The following is a 15,421-nucleotide window of genomic DNA, read 5'->3' on the forward strand; positions in this document are numbered from 1 at the left end:
GAGAAGACACTGGCCGGACAAGGCACCGGCCAGACAAAACCCCGGGATGACAGGATGGCATCAGGCGGCCTGAACGATCTCGACCAGTTCGACCTCGAAAATCAGATCCTGACCGGCCAAAGGATGGTTGGCGTCGATGGTCACACTGTCATCCTTCACTTCGGTGACGGTGACCACCATCGGCGCGCCATTGCCGCTCTGGGCCTGAAGCTGGGTGCCGGGTGCAAGATTGATATTGGCCGGAATGACGTCACGCGCCACACGCTGAACCTTTTGCGGATCGTGCGGGCCATAGGCTTCGTGCGCCGGAACGGTGATCCGCTGGCTGTCACCCACCGCCATGCCACTGACCTGACGATCGAGGCCGGGAATGATCCGGCCCGATCCAAGCTGAAACTTCAGCGGTTCGCGTCCGCGCGAACTGTCGAACGGCGTACCATCCGGCAGAAGGCCGACATAATGAATGAGAACGGTGTCACCGGCCTTGGCCGGATGTGCCTCGATATTCGCCATGGAAGTCTCCTTTCCTGTCGAGAGCCGTGGCATCGTCAAAACGAAAGACCCTCGGCCTGTGTGACAGCATGATCCCTCTGTTTTCTCATCATCGAGGAAACGGAACATGCTCTGGGATCGCGCCGGAAAAGTATGCGACGAAATTGATCCCTCTCCGGTCCGCCTCTTTGCTGGCGAACCATTCAGCCGGGGGGGAGCCTGATGCCATCCCGGCCAGCGAATGTTGGTCGTTCTCCAGAAAACGGAATACCGTGACATGTCACGGATGATCGGCGGATCGATATCGAAACGCCAAACGCCAACACTCACCATTTAGGAGCGAAAGGCGGCAGATCAACGGCAAAGGCCAATAAAAGCGGAAAAAGATGGTTTATTCCGCCGCATTGCGACCAGGAGTGACGATCTGTGTGATATGGGCGCGCAAGGCTGCCGGCTTCAGCGGCTTGTGATGCAGCGCAATATCGCGCTCTTCAGCCAGCATGCGCACATCGGACGTGCGGTCGGCGGTGATCAGCAAGGCCGGCAGTGGGCGACCATAGAGCTGCCGCAGACGTTCGATGGCCTCGATGCCAGTTCCCTCGCCCAGATGATAATCGGCAATGACCAGATCGGGCGCTGTTGGGTTTTCAGCCACGAGCACCTCCAGCTCGCCAAGTGCCGCCGCCGTCAGCACGTCGCAGCCCCAGCCGGTCAGCAGCAGTTGCATGCCGCCGGTAATATCGGGCTCATTGTCGATGCAGATCAGCCTTGTCCCTGCCAGCGGCTGGATCGGGCGGGATGGTGCGGCTTTTTCACCGGCCTTTGGCCGGTCAAGCGTGTTTTCCCTGGCAAGCGGCATGGTTACCTTGAAGCTGGTGCCGCTTTGCGGGCGCGACTTCAGCTCGACGGGGTGGTTCAGCACCCTTGCGATACGGTCGACGATGGACAGGCCAAGACCCAGGCCGGAGGCGGTTTTCATCCCCTCTTCCAGCCGGGCGAATTCCTTGAAAATCGTGCGGAATTTCGATTGCGGAATACCGATGCCCGAATCCGTCACCTGAATGGCCACCTTGTCGCCCATGCGGCGCACGCCGACCAGAACCTTGCCGCGCGGTGTATATTTGATGGCATTCGACACCAGATTCTGCACCAGTCGCCTGAGAAGACTGGCATCGGAGCGCACGGAAAGCCCGGTGGGCAAAATGGTGAGCGTCAACCCCTTTTCCCGCGCCATCGGCTCAAAATCGGTACGGATACGCTCCAGCAGCTCTTGCAGGCGCACGGTTTCCAGCCTGGGCTTCATTGCGCCCGTATCGAGGCGGGAAAGATCAAGAACCGCTCCGAGGATCAGCTCGACCGATTCCAGCGCCGAATCGATATTGCGCACCAGCAAGGCATCCTCGCTCTCGCCCAGCCGCTCCACCAGCACAGAGGAATAGAGCCTTGCGGCATTGAGCGGCTGCAGGATGTCGTGACCGGCGGCGGCGAAGAATTTCGTCTTGCCGATATTGGCTTCGTCGGCGCTGGCGCGGGCCTCCTTCAGTTCAGCATTGACCCGCATCAGTTCGGCGGTGCGTGCATCGACCCGCTGCTCCAGCGTTTCGTAAGCCTGTTTCAGCGCCCGGTCGGCGGCGACCTGTCTGGTGATGTCGGTGAAGGTGGCAACCAGCCCCTTGTCCGGCATGGCATTGCTGCGCACCTCGACAATGCGCTGGCCTTGGGCAAGCACCAGCTGGAACGGCTCGTCGAGATGGTGGAAATGGGCCAGAATTTGCGTTTCATCCGCAGCGGCAATGTCGCCGCGCTCCACCAGATGATGGACGATGGCGGCTAGCGGCACACCCACCTGCCCCATCTCGTCGGGCAGGTCGAGCAGGGTGCGGAAGCGTCGGTTCCAGATGCTGAGCGCTTCGGAACTGTCGAAGACGGCGATGCCCTGATCCATCTGCGAAAGCGCGGTTTGCAGCATATCCTGATTATATTGCAGGGCTTCGCTGGCCTGATCGAGCAGCCAGGCGGTATCGGCGGAGGCATCTTCCGCCCGTTGCAGGATCAGCGACAGCACCAGCCGTGCCGAGGCCGAGCCGATGACCGAGCCCAGCAATTGCTCGGTATGATGGATGAAGGCCATATCGGCGGGGCTGTCATCATGAAGAAGCCTTCCGGCTGTGCGCTCATAGCTTTTCAGCGAGCGCTCCATCCGCTCCTGACCGAGATAGCGCGACAGCACCGCTTTCAGCTCGCCAATCGTTGCCCGGCTTTTCCATCCACGGGTGAGAAACTGGCTGCGGCTTTGCCGACGCACGAAAATGCCCGCCTGAATACGTTCCACCGGTTTGGGATTGCGGCTGAGACTACCAAGAGCAAAAGCGATGACATTGACCATCAGGCTGAGCAGTGTGCCGGTCAGCAGCGGATCGGCCTTGCCGGGCATAAAGGCATCCACACCGGGAAACAAGAAGGACAGAATGGCACCGGCCAGATCCTGCTTCGCCACCACGCCGAAACTGGGCAGAAACAGCGTATAGATCCAGGTGAGAAAGCCGAGCGACAGGCCGAGAATGGCGCCACGCGCATTGGCCCGGCGAAAGATCAGCCCACCGATCAGGGCCGGAGCGATCTGGGCAATCGCGGCGAAGGCGAGAAGGCCGATGGAGGCAAGCGCGCTGGCGCTGTCGATCAGTCGATAATAGCCATAACTCAGCATCAGAACCGCGAAAATCGCAAATCGGCGAATGCCGAGCACGGTTCTGGCTAGGCTCTCCGCGCCACCATAACGGCGGTTGAAACTGCCGCGCAACAGCACCGGCAGCACGATGTCGTTGGAAATCATGATGGCCAGCGCCACGGTCTCGACGATGACCATGGCGGTGGCGGCGGAAAAACCGCCGATAAACGTGATCAGCGTCACGACCGGCCAGCCATGGGTGAGCGGCAGTGTCAGCACGTAAAGATCGGCATTGCCGCTGCCGTGAAACGTCAGGAGTCCGCCGATGGCTGCCGGCAACACGAAAAGATTGATGGCGACGAGATAGACGGGAAAGAGCAGGCCCGCCATGCGCAATTCCCGCGGGCTTCGGTTTTCCACCACCATGACATGAAACTGCCGGGGCAGCATGACGATGGCAAAGCCAGACAATAGTGTCAGAAGCAGCCAGCGCCCCGGTGACGTTTCATGATTGAGCGCAGCCATCACCTGCGGATTGGCGCTTGCCGCGCGCAGCAGATCGCCCGGACCGTGGAAAAGCCAGAACACGACAGTCACGCCGAGCGTGCAGAACGCCAGAAGCTTGACGAGCGATTCCATCGAGATCGCCAGAATCAACCCGTCCTGATGTTCGGTGGCGTCGGTGTGGCGGGTGCCGAAAATCGCGGCGAAGATGGCCAGCGACAGCGCCACCAGCAGCGCAAGATCGACAAAATGGAGATTGCCCCGACCAAGCCCGTGAATGCCCAATTCTTGAATGCCAACCCCTTGATGACCAAGCTCATAAACGCCGGGATCGACCAGAACCGCGACCGAACTGGACACCGCCTTCAGCTGCAGGGCGATATAGGGAATGGAGGCCGCCAGCGAAATCACGGTGACCATCATGCCGACCACCGGGTTCTTGCCATAGCGGGCGGCGACGAAATCCGCGCCGGAGGTGAGCTTTTCCGCCTTGGCGATATCGACGATGCGGCGGATCAGCGGCAGACCCAGTGTCAGCATCAGGATCGGCCCGATATAAATGCCGAAAAACTCCATGCCGCGGTCGGCGGCAAGGCCAACACCGCCGAAATAAGTCCAGGAGGTGCAATAAACTGCCAGCGACAACCCATAGACCAGCGGACGACCGCGCACCGGGCCACCCCGCCTGCGACTCAATCGGTCGCCAAAGCTTGCCACCATGAACAACAGCAGCAGATACAGCACCGAGGATGCAATGATCAGCCATGCGGGCAGCATGTCTTTCCCCCTTTTCGATGATCTCAAGCCGCAGACGCGTTTAAGATCATCGACATTCTTGCAAGGCAAAGAGTATGCGATCGTTGCTGAAATTGAAATTGCCGTCCTCTAGGCAAAAAGTTGAAACTTCTCTCTGTTTTCCGCATTATGATAAAGAATGATCTTATCTTCATTATAAGATGGAATGACCAAGGGGGCCGAGAGGGAAAGACATGCTGAACGAATTCAAATCCTTTATCGCGCGCGGCAATGTGATGGATCTGGCCGTGGGGGTCATCATTGGCGGCGCCTTCGGTCAGATCGTCACCTCGCTGGTGAACGACATCATCATGCCGCTTGTGGGCGTGATTTTCGGCGGCTTCGATTTTTCCAACTATTTCCTGCCGCTGAGCGATAAGGTCACCGCCTTGAGTCTGGCGGAGGCGCGAAAGCAGGGGGCGGTTTTCGCCTATGGCAATTTCATCACCGTCGTCATCAATTTCGTGATCCTCGCCTTCATCATTTTCCTGCTGGTCAAGGGCGTGAATACGCTGCGCAAACAAGTGGAACGGCATGACGAGACGCAGAAACCGGCCAGCCCGCCGCCTGCCGATGTGCAACTGCTGACCGAAATCCGTGATCTGCTCAAGGCAGGATCAAAATAAATAAATGCCAGACCCGATGAGGCTCCGGCGAGAAGCGATGACCGTCAGGCCATTTGCATCGGTTTTCGATAACGGCCTATGCTCCATTTGCCGGCTTTGAGCATAGGCCTCTGCGCAACGAGACGTCGCCAGAGCAAAGCCCATTGTCGGCAAGAGTGTGCGTTTTATCACCGGAGCCGTGCAGCTCACACTGAAACAACCGAAACATGAAATCGAGCCTATCCGGGAAAATGACATGCGGTTTTCCCCGACAAAGCCGCAGGCTGAAAACCCATGGTTTTGATGATATTGTTGAAAACACGACGTGACGACATCATTCCTTGAACAGGAATCGATTTTACAGCGCCGTGCGCCAAAGATGGCGCACAAAACTCGCTGTAACACGTTTCATCTGCTGCATCATTTTCACCTTCAATCCTACCCGATTTCAGGAATGATGCAGTAGAGAATCGGATTTTTCCGGAAAACGGTTCCCACTTTTAGGCCTGATGCAACAGGTTTAAAGTGTTACAGCGATACGCGCCTCTTGTTCCAAGAGGGCTCAAAATTGAATTTTTGAAGAATTTACAGCATATTGGAATGCAGAACCTGCCGTCGTTCCAGGCAGGGACAGCTTCAGGCAAGTCTCATTGCTCAACAATGGGGCACCCTGGGCTTTTCGAAGGAACACTCTATGTCAATTCAATCAGCAATGAACGCGTCCGTTTCAGGCATGACCGCACAGGCCACAGCCTTGGGCAGCATTGGTGAAAATATTTCTAACTCTTCGACGGTTGGCTATAAATCCAGCCTGACCTCCTTTTCCAGCCTGGTTTCGGGCGGTGTTTCCACGACGACGAAAACCACCCAGATGGTCGATGGCGACTATACCTCGTCTTCGGTCAAGACCAATCTGGCCGTCAAGGGCGACGGCTATTTCATCGTCGAGAATGCCAACGGCGACACGTTTCTGACACGCGAAGGCGACTTCTCCCCCAACGCCGACGGCTATCTGCAAAATGCCTCGGGCTATCTGCTGCTTGGTTATTCCTATGCCAATGGCGATCCCGCAGCCGTCACCAACGGATTTCAGGGTCTGGAACCGGTCAAGGTCTCCAGCAGCACGCTGAGCGCCACGGCGACCACCACGGCCACCGTCGACACAGGAAACCTCAATTCCAGCGCTACGGCAGTCACCGGCGATACGCCGAGCTCCAATAATGCTGATGCGAACTATACCTACAAATCCTCGGTCGTCGCCTATGACAGTCTGGGCAACGCCCTGACTTATGACGTCTACTACACCAAGACCGATGCCAATACCTGGGAAGTGGCCGTCTACAACAAGGCTGATGCCACCGATCAGACGAGCTTTCCCTATGGTGGCGACGGCATGTTGGGGTCTGCCACCCTCACCTTCGATTCGACGACAGGCAAGCTGGACAGCAGCAGCGACACCTCGCTCGATGTCAGCGACAATAACAACAATCTGAACTTCAAGCTCGACCTGGCTGCGATGACGCAGTTGTCCAGCACATCTGCCGTCACGACCACCGCCAATGGCAGTGCCGCCGAATCGAGCTCGGATTATACGATCGGAACGGACGGCACGATCAGCCAGACCTATGCCGACGGTTCTTCCACCAATCTCTACAAGATTGCACTGGCCAATGTCGCCAGCCCGAACAACCTCGAAAAAGCCGACGGAACGGCCTATAAGCTCACACAGGAGTCGGGTACGGTGGTTGTCGGCTTTGCTGGCACCGGCAGTTTCGGCACGATCCAGTCCAGCACGCTGGAAGCGTCCAACGTCGATCTCGCCTCGCAGCTCTCCAACATGATTCAGGCCCAGCGGACCTACAGCGCCAATTCCAAGGTGCTTCAGACCGCCGCCGACATGCTCGACACGGTGATCAACGTCGTTCGCTAATTCTGTCAGCACAGCACAGGACCGCAGCTTTGCGGCATCCTGAAGCTCTGTGCCGCACAGCTTTATAACGGTCGCATGATCGCCTGTCTTGTTCATGATGCCGGATTTCACAGACGAGGACCCGACAGGCCGCTTTGCATCGCGGCACTGTCCGTCCTCGATCAGGACGCAAATCATCGGGTGGCCGGACTGTTTCCGGCCTTCCCCGCTTACTCTGAAAACGGCAGCTGACATCATGTCATCCCATTCCAGACGCTCGGTCCCGACGACTTTCATGACGTTATCGAACAATATTGATAACGGTATCCAGCATGTCGGCCGCGGTCTGCAACACTTTCGAGTTGGCGCTGTAGGCCCGCTGCGCCTGGATCATGTTGGACAGTTCCGTGGCAAGGTCGACGTTGGAGGATTCCGTTGTGCTCGATTCGATCGTGCCGAAACTTCCCTCCCCGGCAAAACCGACAACCACCGTGCCGGAGTCCGCCGTGACCTTGTAAGCGGTGCCATCAACGCTTTCGAGATTGTCGGGACTGGCCACCGTGGCCAGTGCAATCTTGTAGAGCGGGTTCGATGTGCCGTCCGAATTGGTGGTGCTGATCGTGCCGTCCGAACCGATAGTGTAGTCGGTGCTGGTTTCGGCCGCACTGCCGTCTGCCGTGTTCGAGACACTCGACGTGCTGGACAGCTGTGTCAGACTGGAAAGGTCGATGCTGAAATCAAGACCATTCGTCGAATCGCTGACCGAAACGGAACTGTCGCTGCCGCTTTCCAGCTCTCCCGTCGTCGAATCAAACGTGAGCGTGGTCGAACCGATCAAACCATCGCCGGTATAGGGGAAGGTCGTATCGTCGGTGGCATCCGCACTGTTGTAGACCGCGACATCCCAGGTATTGTCGTCGGTCTTGGTGTAGTAAACGTCATAGGTGATGGCATTGCCGAGGCTGTCATAGGCGACAACCGAGCTCTTGTAGGAATAGGTCGCATCCGAAGCATTCGAGCTGGCGGTGTCGCCTGTCACCGTGTCGTCGCTGGAATCGAGGTTGCCGCTTGCCGTGACCTTCGTCGTCGCCGAAGCGCTCAATGTGCTCGACGACACCTTGACCGGCACGAGATTTTCAAATCCGTTGGTCACCGCCGAAGCATCGCCGCTGGAATCCTCATAGCCGAGCAGAGTATAGCCGGAGGAGTTTTCCAGATAGCCGTCGCTATTGACGGAGAAATCGCCCTGACGGGTGAGAAAGATATTGCCATCCGTATCCTGAACAATGAAATAGCCATCGCCATTGATGGCCAGATTGGTCTCTGTGGATGTCGATGTCAGTGTTCCCGAAACTGTTTGTGTCGTGCTGGTCGAGCTGGAAACCCCGCCCGAGACCAGGCTCGAAAACGAGGTCGTGCTGGATTTGTAACCTATCGTATCCGAATTTGAGATGTTTTCGCCAATGCTCGTCAGAGCCGTGGCTTGTGCGGTCAAGCCCGAAACGGCTGAGCTCATTGCTGATGCAAGCGACATAAAATATCCCTTCAGTGGCTTCTTCAGACCCATGATGTCGAAGCGAAGCTTGACTGAAACTTGCAGATTTTAACGGCCAATCACGCTGCTGTGAGAACGTGTCAGTTCCGCTTTTCGCAAAAATCGTTATTAAACATAGCATTAATATTTAAGGACAGTTATATCTTGATAAATCGCCGTCATACACCTGATTGAAATGCTGGCAATCTGTCAGATTACTGACAAAATCTGACAGGCATTGACCGGCAAAATCCAGAAAAACCAACGGATCAGTGCCGTCGCGATGGGGCCGATTGATGACAACCACCGAATCGGTTGCTGCCCCACCACATTCTGAAGATGCCCCCGACCAGACGGAATAAGGAGCATCATGATCAGGAGGCAAAGCCTTTTTCACATGCCTCTTAAGCCCCCTCCATCTTCATCGCGTGTTCCTCCTCGTATGCTTTCGCGATGATGCTCCAGGCTTCGTCGGCCGTTTCGACGAAGTTGAGGAGATTGACGTCGTCGGGCGCAATCGTGCCAAACTCCGCCAGACTGTCGAAATCAATGATCCGGTGCCAGAATTCCCGACCGAACAGGATGAGCGGGATCGGCGCCATGCGCTTGGTCTGGATGAGCGTGACCGCCTCGAACATTTCATCCAACGTGCCGAAACCGCCGGGGAAAATGGCAATCGCCTTGGCACGCATGAGAAAATGCATCTTGCGAATGGCGAAATAGTGAAAATTGAAGGAAAGGTCCGGCGTCACATAGGGATTGGGTGCCTGCTCATGCGGCAGCACAATATTGAGCCCGATGGAGGGCGCACCGACATCGGCGGCACCACGATTGCCCGCCTCCATCACGCCCGGACCGCCGCCGGTCACCACCACATATTCGCGGTAATCGAAGCCCGCTGAAAATTCGCTGCATTTGCGGGCAAAGGCGCGCGCCTCATCATAAAAGACAGATGCGGCTTCGAGATTGCGTTTCTGCACCTCGTTTCGTGCCGCCCAGGCCGCCTGACCGGGGGCAGGAATGCGGGCGCCGCCAAACATCACCACCGTCGACTGGATGCCTTTTTCAGCCAGCATCATTTCCGGTTTCAGCAGTTCAAGCTGCAAACGGACCGGGCGCAACTCCTCACGGCACAGAAATTCCTCATCCGCATAGGCCAGGCGATAGGAGGGTGATTGGGTCTGTGGCGTCAATGGTACGCCCGATGCCTTGATCCGGTCGCTGTGGCTGTCTTTCAGCGGGTCCCAGACCCCATCGCGTCTGCGGCCCTTGTCATTGCGGATTTTTGCCATGTCCTTGCCTTTTCCATTGCCGTTCCACACCGGTTTCGGGCAGAAGCGGTTTTCATCAAAACACTGCGGGCAAAGAAACCGGACAGTTCCCATTTGCCCATCAATGCGCTAAGCAGTCTGGCGTTGGGCGGCCAACCCAGCACTGTCCGGATTGCTTGGCGCTCACAGGGTCGCTCCTGAAGAAGCTTGCCCCTCTTCGGACATCCTGCTGCACCGAAGGACGCCGGGCCGAAGACCTCGGCTTCTGACGTTAATCAATCAAGTTTAAGGAATTCTCATGAGCGCCACGGACCTCTCCACTCTCGAAACCGCCATCGAAACCGCCTTCGACAACCGCGACGGCATCAATGCCTCGACCAAGGGTGAGGTGCGCGATGCCGTGAACGAGGCGCTTGCGCTGCTTGATCAGGGCAGGTTGCGCGTTGCCACCCGCGGCGAAGATGGCCAGTGGAGCGTCAATCAATGGCTGAAAAAAGCCGTTCTCCTGTCTTTTCGCCTCAATGACATGGACGTGATCAAAGGTGGCCCCGGCGAGGCGACCTGGTGGGACAAGGTGCCGTCGAAATTTGAAAATTGGGGCGAAAACCAGTTTCGCGCCGCAGGCTTTCGCGCCGTACCGGGCGCCATCGTCCGTCACTCCGCCTATATCGCGCCAAACGCCATCCTGATGCCTTCCTTCGTCAATCTCGGCGCTTATGTCGGCGAAGGCACCATGGTCGACACCTGGGCCACCGTCGGCTCCTGCGCCCAGATCGGCAATCACGTGCATCTTTCCGGCGGCGTCGGCATTGGCGGCGTGCTGGAACCGATGCAGGCCGGGCCGACCATCATCGAGGACAATTGCTTCATCGGTGCGCGTTCGGAAGTAGTCGAAGGCTGCATTATCCGTGAAGGCTCCGTGCTCGGCATGGGCGTCTATATCGGCCAATCCACCAAGATCGTCGATCGCACCACTGGCGAAGTCATGTATGGCGAAGTGCCGCCTTATTCCGTCGTCGTCGCCGGCACCATGCCGGGCAAGCCGCTGCCGAACGGCGAGCCGGGACCGAACCTTTACTGCGCCGTCATCGTCAAGCGCGTCGACGCCAGGACCCGTTCCAAGACCGGCATCAACGAGTTGCTGCGCGACTGAGCAGCATCGTCCGCAAGGCGCGTTTGCCATAAGAGCCAAAGGGTCGTCCATGCTCGAGGGTCCGTTGGCACAAGAAGGTGAGCGCGCCGTTTCTTCCCCTCCCTGCCTGTTGAAGTCACCATGACCCTGCCCTCCACCGATCCCGTCGCCAATCTGCAAAACCTGATCCGCTGCCCCTCTGTGACACCGGCTGAAGGCGGCGCGTTGACGGCCCTTGCCGCCATGCTTTCGCCGCTCGGCTTTCAGGTGCAGCGCATGATGGCGCGTGAGGACGGCACGCCGGATGTGGAAAATCTCTATGCCCGGCTCGGCACAGAGGGGCCGCATCTGATGTTTGCCGGCCATACCGACGTCGTGCCTGTGGGAACGGAAAGCGACTGGTCGCATCCGCCCTTTGCCGCAGAGATCGCCGATGGCATGCTTTTTGGCCGCGGTGCCGTCGATATGAAGGGTGGCATTGCCTGTTTCGTCGCCGCCATGGCCCGGGTTATCGCCAGAAACGGTGCCCCGAAAGGCTCGGTCTCCTTCCTGATCACCGGCGATGAGGAAGGCCCTTCGATCAACGGCACGATCAAGCTGCTCAAATGGGCCGCAGACAAAGGCGAGCGCTGGGATGCCTGCCTTGTTGGCGAGCCGACCAATCCGGAAAGCCTCGGCGACATGATCAAGATCGGACGACGCGGCTCGCTCTCCGGCGCCATCACCGTCCACGGTGTGCAGGGTCATGCCGCCTATCCGCATCTGGCCGACAACCCGGTACGCGGCGCAATCAAGCTGGCCGAGGCGCTGATGAACCCACCTTTCGATGCCGGAACAGAGAATTTCCAGCCCTCCAATCTGGAAGTCACCACCATCGACACCGGCAATGCGGCCACCAATGTCATTCCCGCCCGCGTTACGGCAAAGTTCAACATCCGCTTCAATGACAGATGGAGCGAAGACAGTCTTAAAGCCGAGATCCGCCGCCGTCTGGAGGCGGCCGCAGCCGATCCGCTGCTCAGGCCAGGCCGTCAGCCGATCCGCTTCGAGCTTGTCTGGGCCGATCGTCCGTCTCAGGTATTTCTCACCCGCAACGAGGCGCTGACCGGCGCGCTCTCTACAGCTATCGAAGCCATTACCGGCAAAACACCGCAGCTTTCAACCACCGGCGGCACATCGGATGCACGCTTCATCAAGGATTATTGCCCGGTGGTGGAATTCGGCCTCGTCGGCCAGACCATGCATATGGTCGATGAGCGTGTGGCGGTTGCCGACCTCGAAACCCTGACGGCCATTTATGAACGGTTTATCGAGGGCTGGTTTGCCAATGCCGGGGCTTAAGGAAGTCGAGATTTACCTGAGCGGCCTCTGGTTGCTGATCAAGGGGGACCGCCAGGGGTTCGGCTTTCTCGATCTCACCGATCGCGGTCTCAAACGCTCCTTCTTCGCCATCATCTGGTCGCTTCCGGGAATGGTGTTTTCCTGGGTCTTCTGGTACCGCTCGATCATTGACGACATGCCGGATTATGCCAAGGCCAAAGCTTTGTTTTTCCTGCGTATGGCGATGATCGATCTCGTCAGCTGGATGGCGCCCTTGCTGCTGATGGCGCTGATTTGCCTTATCTTTGGTCTTGGCAGAGCCTTCACCGCCATGGTCGTCGCCACCAATTGGCTGGCCCTGCCGGTGGCCTATGCCAATGCGGTGCTGATTGCCGTGGCTGTGGTTCTGCCCGATTTCGGTCAGGTCGCCGTGCTGCTGTGGCTTTTGCTGTTGATGACCATGGTCGGAGCGGTGTTCCGGCTGATGCTGACCATCGTCGGGCCGAATATCCTGCTGGTCTCCACACTAACCCTGACCATGGTGGTGCCGACGATGATTCTGACCAATTTTCTCGAAAAGTTTCTGGATGTCGCGCCGCTATAAATCAGCGCGCCCCTCGGTCGTATGAGTCGCTGAAAACGGCCGCCAATTGCCATCGGTTGGATAATCCACCTGCATAAAATAAAGCCCATGTGGCGGCGCAACCGGACCGCAGGCCGCGCGATTACGGGCAGCAAGGGCTGCGGCCACATCATCCGGCGTCATCCTGCCCTCCCCCGCCAGTTTCAGCGTTCCGGCAAAGGAACGGATCTGGTTGTGCAGAAAGCTCTGAGCCGAGGCACGGATTTCGATGAGATCGCCATGGCGCGTCACATCCAGCCGGTCGAGCGTGCGCACGGGGCTTATCGCCTGGCAATGGGCCGAGCGGAAGGTGGTGAAATCGTGATGGCCGACCAGCCGTTGCGCCGCCGCATGCATGGCGTCATGGTCCAGGGGTTTCGCCACCCACCAGGCCCGGTTCGCCTCGATGGCAAGGCGTGCGGGACGGCTGATGATGCGATAGAGATAATGGCGCTTCAGCGCGGAAAACCGGGCATCGAAGGCATCTGGTACGGCTTCGGCATCGAGAACCGCCACCGCTTCTCCCGCCAGCGCCAGATGGGCGTTGAGCGCATTGCGCAGCTTGTAAGCGGGCCAGTCGCGGGCAAGATCGACATGGATCACCTGCCCCATGGCATGAACGCCGGAATCGGTGCGCCCGGCCCCACGGATCGACACGGTCTCACCGGTCAGGCTCAGGACTGCCGCTTCCAGCGCGCCTTGCACAGAGGCACCATTGTCCTGCCGCTGCCAGCCGACATAGGGCGTGCCGTCATATTCGACCACCATCCGGTAACGCGGCATCAGGCAATCACCGTTCCTCTGGCAACCGGCAGGCCGCGCAGAAACTCGGATGCGGCAAGCGGCTTGCCGCCCGCCTTCTGCAGCCGTGTCAGACGTACCGCGCCTTCGCCGCAGGCAAGGGTCAGATCGTCATCCAACGCTTCGCCCGGCTGTCCCGATGCGACGGCAACCGAAGACGCCAATACCTTGACCCGTTCTGCCTTGCCGTTCAGCATCATCTCACACCAGGCGCCGGGAAAGGGAGACAGGCCGCGAATATGGTTATGCACCGTCTCTGCCGGTCTGGAAAAATCGATGCGCGTCTCGGCCTTGTCGATCTTGGCGGCATAAAGCACGCCCGTCTCGCTCTGCGGCGTGAGCGCAAGAGCGCCCGCCTCAAGCTTTGCCATAGCCTCCACCATGGCGTCAGCACCCGTCTGGCTCAGCACGTCATGCAACGCGCCCGCCGTCATATCAGGCGCAATCGGAACCTTCCGGGTCAAAGCCACAGGGCCGGTGTCGAGCCCCTTATCCATTTTCATCACCATCATGCCGGTCTCGCTATCGCCAGCCATGATGGCGCGCTGGATGGGGGCGGCCCCGCGCCAGCGCGGCAGAAGTGACGCATGGCCGTTATAGCATCCAAGCCGCGTGCCATTGAGGATCGCTTCCGGCAAAAGAAGGCCATAGGCAACGACCACGGCGACATCTGCCGTATGGCTTTTGAACCGCTCCCGGTCTTCTTCCATTTTGAAATTCAGCGGCGTCAAGACAGGAATGCCCAGTTCCTCCGCCGTCCTGTGCACCGGGGAAGGCGTCAGATCAAGTCCGCGTCGTCCTGCCGGACGCGGTGGCTGGCTATAGACGGCGACAATCTCATGACCTGCCTGATGCAGAGCCTTCAGGGTCGGCACGGAGAAATCCGGCGTTCCCATGAAAATGATCCTGAGCGCCATATCTGCCCCTTTTGTTCAGAGCGCAATCCGATCTGATTGAATCAGCTCGGCGCTCTAAGGTTTTTTTTCAAGCATGTACGCTATCGTTTTATTGAGAACAATAAACGCGACAGGCTCCAGAGTTTGTCAGGGAAAAGTGGTTACCGGTTTTCCCGCAAAGACAAACGAAAACAAAGAATGCTAGAGTCTGTCTGGTTCAATCTGAACCTGACAGACTCTAGAGGGCCGCCTTGGACTTGGCTGCCTTGGTGAATTTGCGGATCACCATCTCGCGCTTCAGCCGCGAGATATAATCGATGAACAGCTTGCCATCGAGATGGTCGATCTCATGCTGCAGGCAGGTGGCCAGGAGACCATTTGCCTCCGTGACCTGCTCCTTGCCATGGCGGTCCAGCGACTTGACCGTTACGGAGGCCGGACGTTCCACCTCGGCATAATAATCGGGAATAGAAAGACAGCCTTCCTCATAGACCGAGCGATCCTCGGATGACGCTATAATCTCGGGATTGATGAAAACCAGCGGCTGCTTTCCATCATCTTCCTTGGATACGTCGATCACCAGCAGGCGGCGGGTCACGCCGACCTGAACAGCGGCAAGGCCGATACCGGGCGCGTCATACATGGTCTCCAGCATGTCGTCGATCAGACGCTCGAGATCGCTGTCGACGCGCTCGATTGGCGTGGAAACCTCCCGCAGCAGCGGGTCCGGAAGAATGATCAAAGGCTTTATCGTCATGGCCATCCCATAGCCGATATCCTTGAACAAGGGAATGGAAAAAACGGAAGAAAATCCGTGGAAGAGACAAATTTGTTCCTGTTTTGATCTGGATATTACAACCCGTTCTGCTAGG

The 15,421-nt window shown here is 58.1% G+C and carries 13 protein-coding genes; 5 read left to right on the forward strand and 8 right to left on the reverse strand.

The annotated features are described in order from the left end of the window. Window positions 1–60: 60 nt before the first annotated feature. The gene (locus NAC44_RS03985) at window positions 61–513 is read right to left on the reverse strand and encodes an FKBP-type peptidyl-prolyl cis-trans isomerase (RefSeq protein ID WP_250937995.1); all 453 of its coding nucleotides are present in this window, start codon (window positions 511–513) and stop codon (window positions 61–63) included. A 370-nt stretch (window positions 514–883) separates the two neighbouring features. After that, a complete protein-coding gene (locus NAC44_RS03990; protein ID WP_250937997.1) occupies window positions 884–4,441 on the reverse strand; it encodes a hybrid sensor histidine kinase/response regulator in 3,558 nt (1,185 codons plus the stop codon). Between the two features lie 212 nt (window positions 4,442–4,653). On the opposite strand from NAC44_RS03990, the gene mscL reads away from it, so the two are divergent. Together mscL and NAC44_RS04000 are read left to right on the forward strand one after the other, a co-directional pair. Next, the gene (gene mscL / locus NAC44_RS03995; protein ID WP_250938007.1) at window positions 4,654–5,085 is read left to right on the forward strand and encodes a large conductance mechanosensitive channel protein MscL; all 432 of its coding nucleotides are present in this window, start codon (window positions 4,654–4,656) and stop codon (window positions 5,083–5,085) included. 691 nt (window positions 5,086–5,776) lie between these two features. Beyond that, on the forward strand, window positions 5,777–6,994 hold the full coding sequence (locus NAC44_RS04000) for a flagellar hook protein FlgE (protein ID WP_274706785.1): 1,218 nt from the start codon (window positions 5,777–5,779) through the stop codon (window positions 6,992–6,994). A gap of 280 nt (window positions 6,995–7,274) precedes the next feature. On the opposite strand, the gene NAC44_RS04005 is transcribed toward NAC44_RS04000, so the two are convergent. The 3 genes from NAC44_RS04005 to NAC44_RS04015 all read right to left on the reverse strand — a co-directional run bounded on the left by NAC44_RS04005 (window position 7,275) and on the right by NAC44_RS04015 (window position 9,799). After that, entirely contained in the window at window positions 7,275–8,489 is a 1,215-nt protein-coding gene (locus NAC44_RS04005; RefSeq protein ID WP_250938011.1) for a flagellar hook protein FlgE, read from the reverse strand. Window positions 8,490–8,655: 166 nt separating this feature from the next. Next, window positions 8,656–8,904, reverse strand: coding sequence for a hypothetical protein (locus tag NAC44_RS04010; protein WP_250938013.1), 249 nt, complete (start codon window positions 8,902–8,904; stop codon window positions 8,656–8,658). Between the two features lie 7 nt (window positions 8,905–8,911). Further along, entirely contained in the window at window positions 8,912–9,799 is an 888-nt protein-coding gene (locus tag NAC44_RS04015) for an LOG family protein (protein WP_250938015.1), read from the reverse strand. A 277-nt stretch (window positions 9,800–10,076) separates the two neighbouring features. On the opposite strand from NAC44_RS04015, the gene dapD reads away from it, so the two are divergent. From dapD to NAC44_RS04030, 3 genes are all read left to right on the forward strand, one after another. Continuing rightward, window positions 10,077–10,931: a 2,3,4,5-tetrahydropyridine-2,6-dicarboxylate N-succinyltransferase gene (dapD, locus tag NAC44_RS04020; protein WP_250938017.1), complete on the forward strand. Its 855-nt coding sequence runs from the start codon at window positions 10,077–10,079 to the stop codon at window positions 10,929–10,931. 126 nt (window positions 10,932–11,057) lie between these two features. Next, window positions 11,058–12,251 (forward strand): succinyl-diaminopimelate desuccinylase, encoded by a 1,194-nt coding sequence (gene dapE / locus NAC44_RS04025; protein ID WP_250938742.1) that lies wholly within the window; start codon window positions 11,058–11,060, stop codon window positions 12,249–12,251. Then, the gene (locus NAC44_RS04030; protein WP_250938019.1) at window positions 12,238–12,834 is read left to right on the forward strand and encodes a hypothetical protein; all 597 of its coding nucleotides are present in this window, start codon (window positions 12,238–12,240) and stop codon (window positions 12,832–12,834) included. Before dapE ends, NAC44_RS04030 begins: the two co-directional genes overlap by 14 nt. On the opposite strand, the gene truA is transcribed toward NAC44_RS04030, so the two are convergent. The 3 genes from truA to def form a co-directional block, all read right to left on the reverse strand. After that, window positions 12,829–13,635, reverse strand: a complete 807-nt coding sequence (truA, locus tag NAC44_RS04035; RefSeq protein ID WP_250938021.1) for a tRNA pseudouridine(38-40) synthase TruA — start codon at window positions 13,633–13,635, stop codon at window positions 12,829–12,831. The two genes, NAC44_RS04030 and truA, sit on opposite strands and share 6 nt — an antisense overlap. Beyond that, window positions 13,635–14,570 (reverse strand): methionyl-tRNA formyltransferase, encoded by a 936-nt coding sequence (gene fmt / locus NAC44_RS04040; RefSeq protein ID WP_250938022.1) that lies wholly within the window; start codon window positions 14,568–14,570, stop codon window positions 13,635–13,637. Before fmt ends, truA begins: the two co-directional genes overlap by 1 nt. 217 nt (window positions 14,571–14,787) lie before the next feature. After that, window positions 14,788–15,306 carry a peptide deformylase gene (gene def, locus NAC44_RS04045; protein ID WP_250938024.1) on the reverse strand — a complete coding sequence of 173 codons (519 nt, stop codon included), beginning with the start codon at window positions 15,304–15,306 and terminating at the stop codon, window positions 14,788–14,790. Window positions 15,307–15,421 lie beyond the last annotated feature (115 nt).

This window comes from Allorhizobium sonneratiae (genome assembly GCF_023700755.1).
Classification (GTDB): domain Bacteria; phylum Pseudomonadota; class Alphaproteobacteria; order Rhizobiales; family Rhizobiaceae; genus Allorhizobium; species Allorhizobium sonneratiae.

What these genes read in the sequence shown, in the direction of transcription:
- NAC44_RS03985 (WP_250937995.1), bottom strand. Translation starts at nt 513, where the DNA reads ATGGCGAATATCGAGGCACATCCGGCCAAGGCCGGTGACACCGTTCTC.
- NAC44_RS03990 (WP_250937997.1), bottom strand. Translation starts at nt 4,441, where the DNA reads ATGCTGCCCGCATGGCTGATCATTGCATCCTCGGTGCTGTATCTGCTG.
- mscL (WP_250938007.1), top strand. Translation starts at nt 4,654, where the DNA reads ATGCTGAACGAATTCAAATCCTTTATCGCGCGCGGCAATGTGATGGAT.
- NAC44_RS04000 (WP_274706785.1), top strand. Translation starts at nt 5,777, where the DNA reads ATGAACGCGTCCGTTTCAGGCATGACCGCACAGGCCACAGCCTTGGGC.
- NAC44_RS04005 (WP_250938011.1), bottom strand. Translation starts at nt 8,489, where the DNA reads ATGAGCTCAGCCGTTTCGGGCTTGACCGCACAAGCCACGGCTCTGACG.
- NAC44_RS04015 (WP_250938015.1), bottom strand. Translation starts at nt 9,799, where the DNA reads ATGGCAAAAATCCGCAATGACAAGGGCCGCAGACGCGATGGGGTCTGG.
- dapD (WP_250938017.1), top strand. Translation starts at nt 10,077, where the DNA reads ATGAGCGCCACGGACCTCTCCACTCTCGAAACCGCCATCGAAACCGCC.
- NAC44_RS04030 (WP_250938019.1), top strand. Translation starts at nt 12,238, where the DNA reads ATGCCGGGGCTTAAGGAAGTCGAGATTTACCTGAGCGGCCTCTGGTTG.
- truA (WP_250938021.1), bottom strand. Translation starts at nt 13,635, where the DNA reads ATGCCGCGTTACCGGATGGTGGTCGAATATGACGGCACGCCCTATGTC.
- fmt (WP_250938022.1), bottom strand. Translation starts at nt 14,570, where the DNA reads ATGGCGCTCAGGATCATTTTCATGGGAACGCCGGATTTCTCCGTGCCG.
- def (WP_250938024.1), bottom strand. Translation starts at nt 15,306, where the DNA reads ATGACGATAAAGCCTTTGATCATTCTTCCGGACCCGCTGCTGCGGGAG.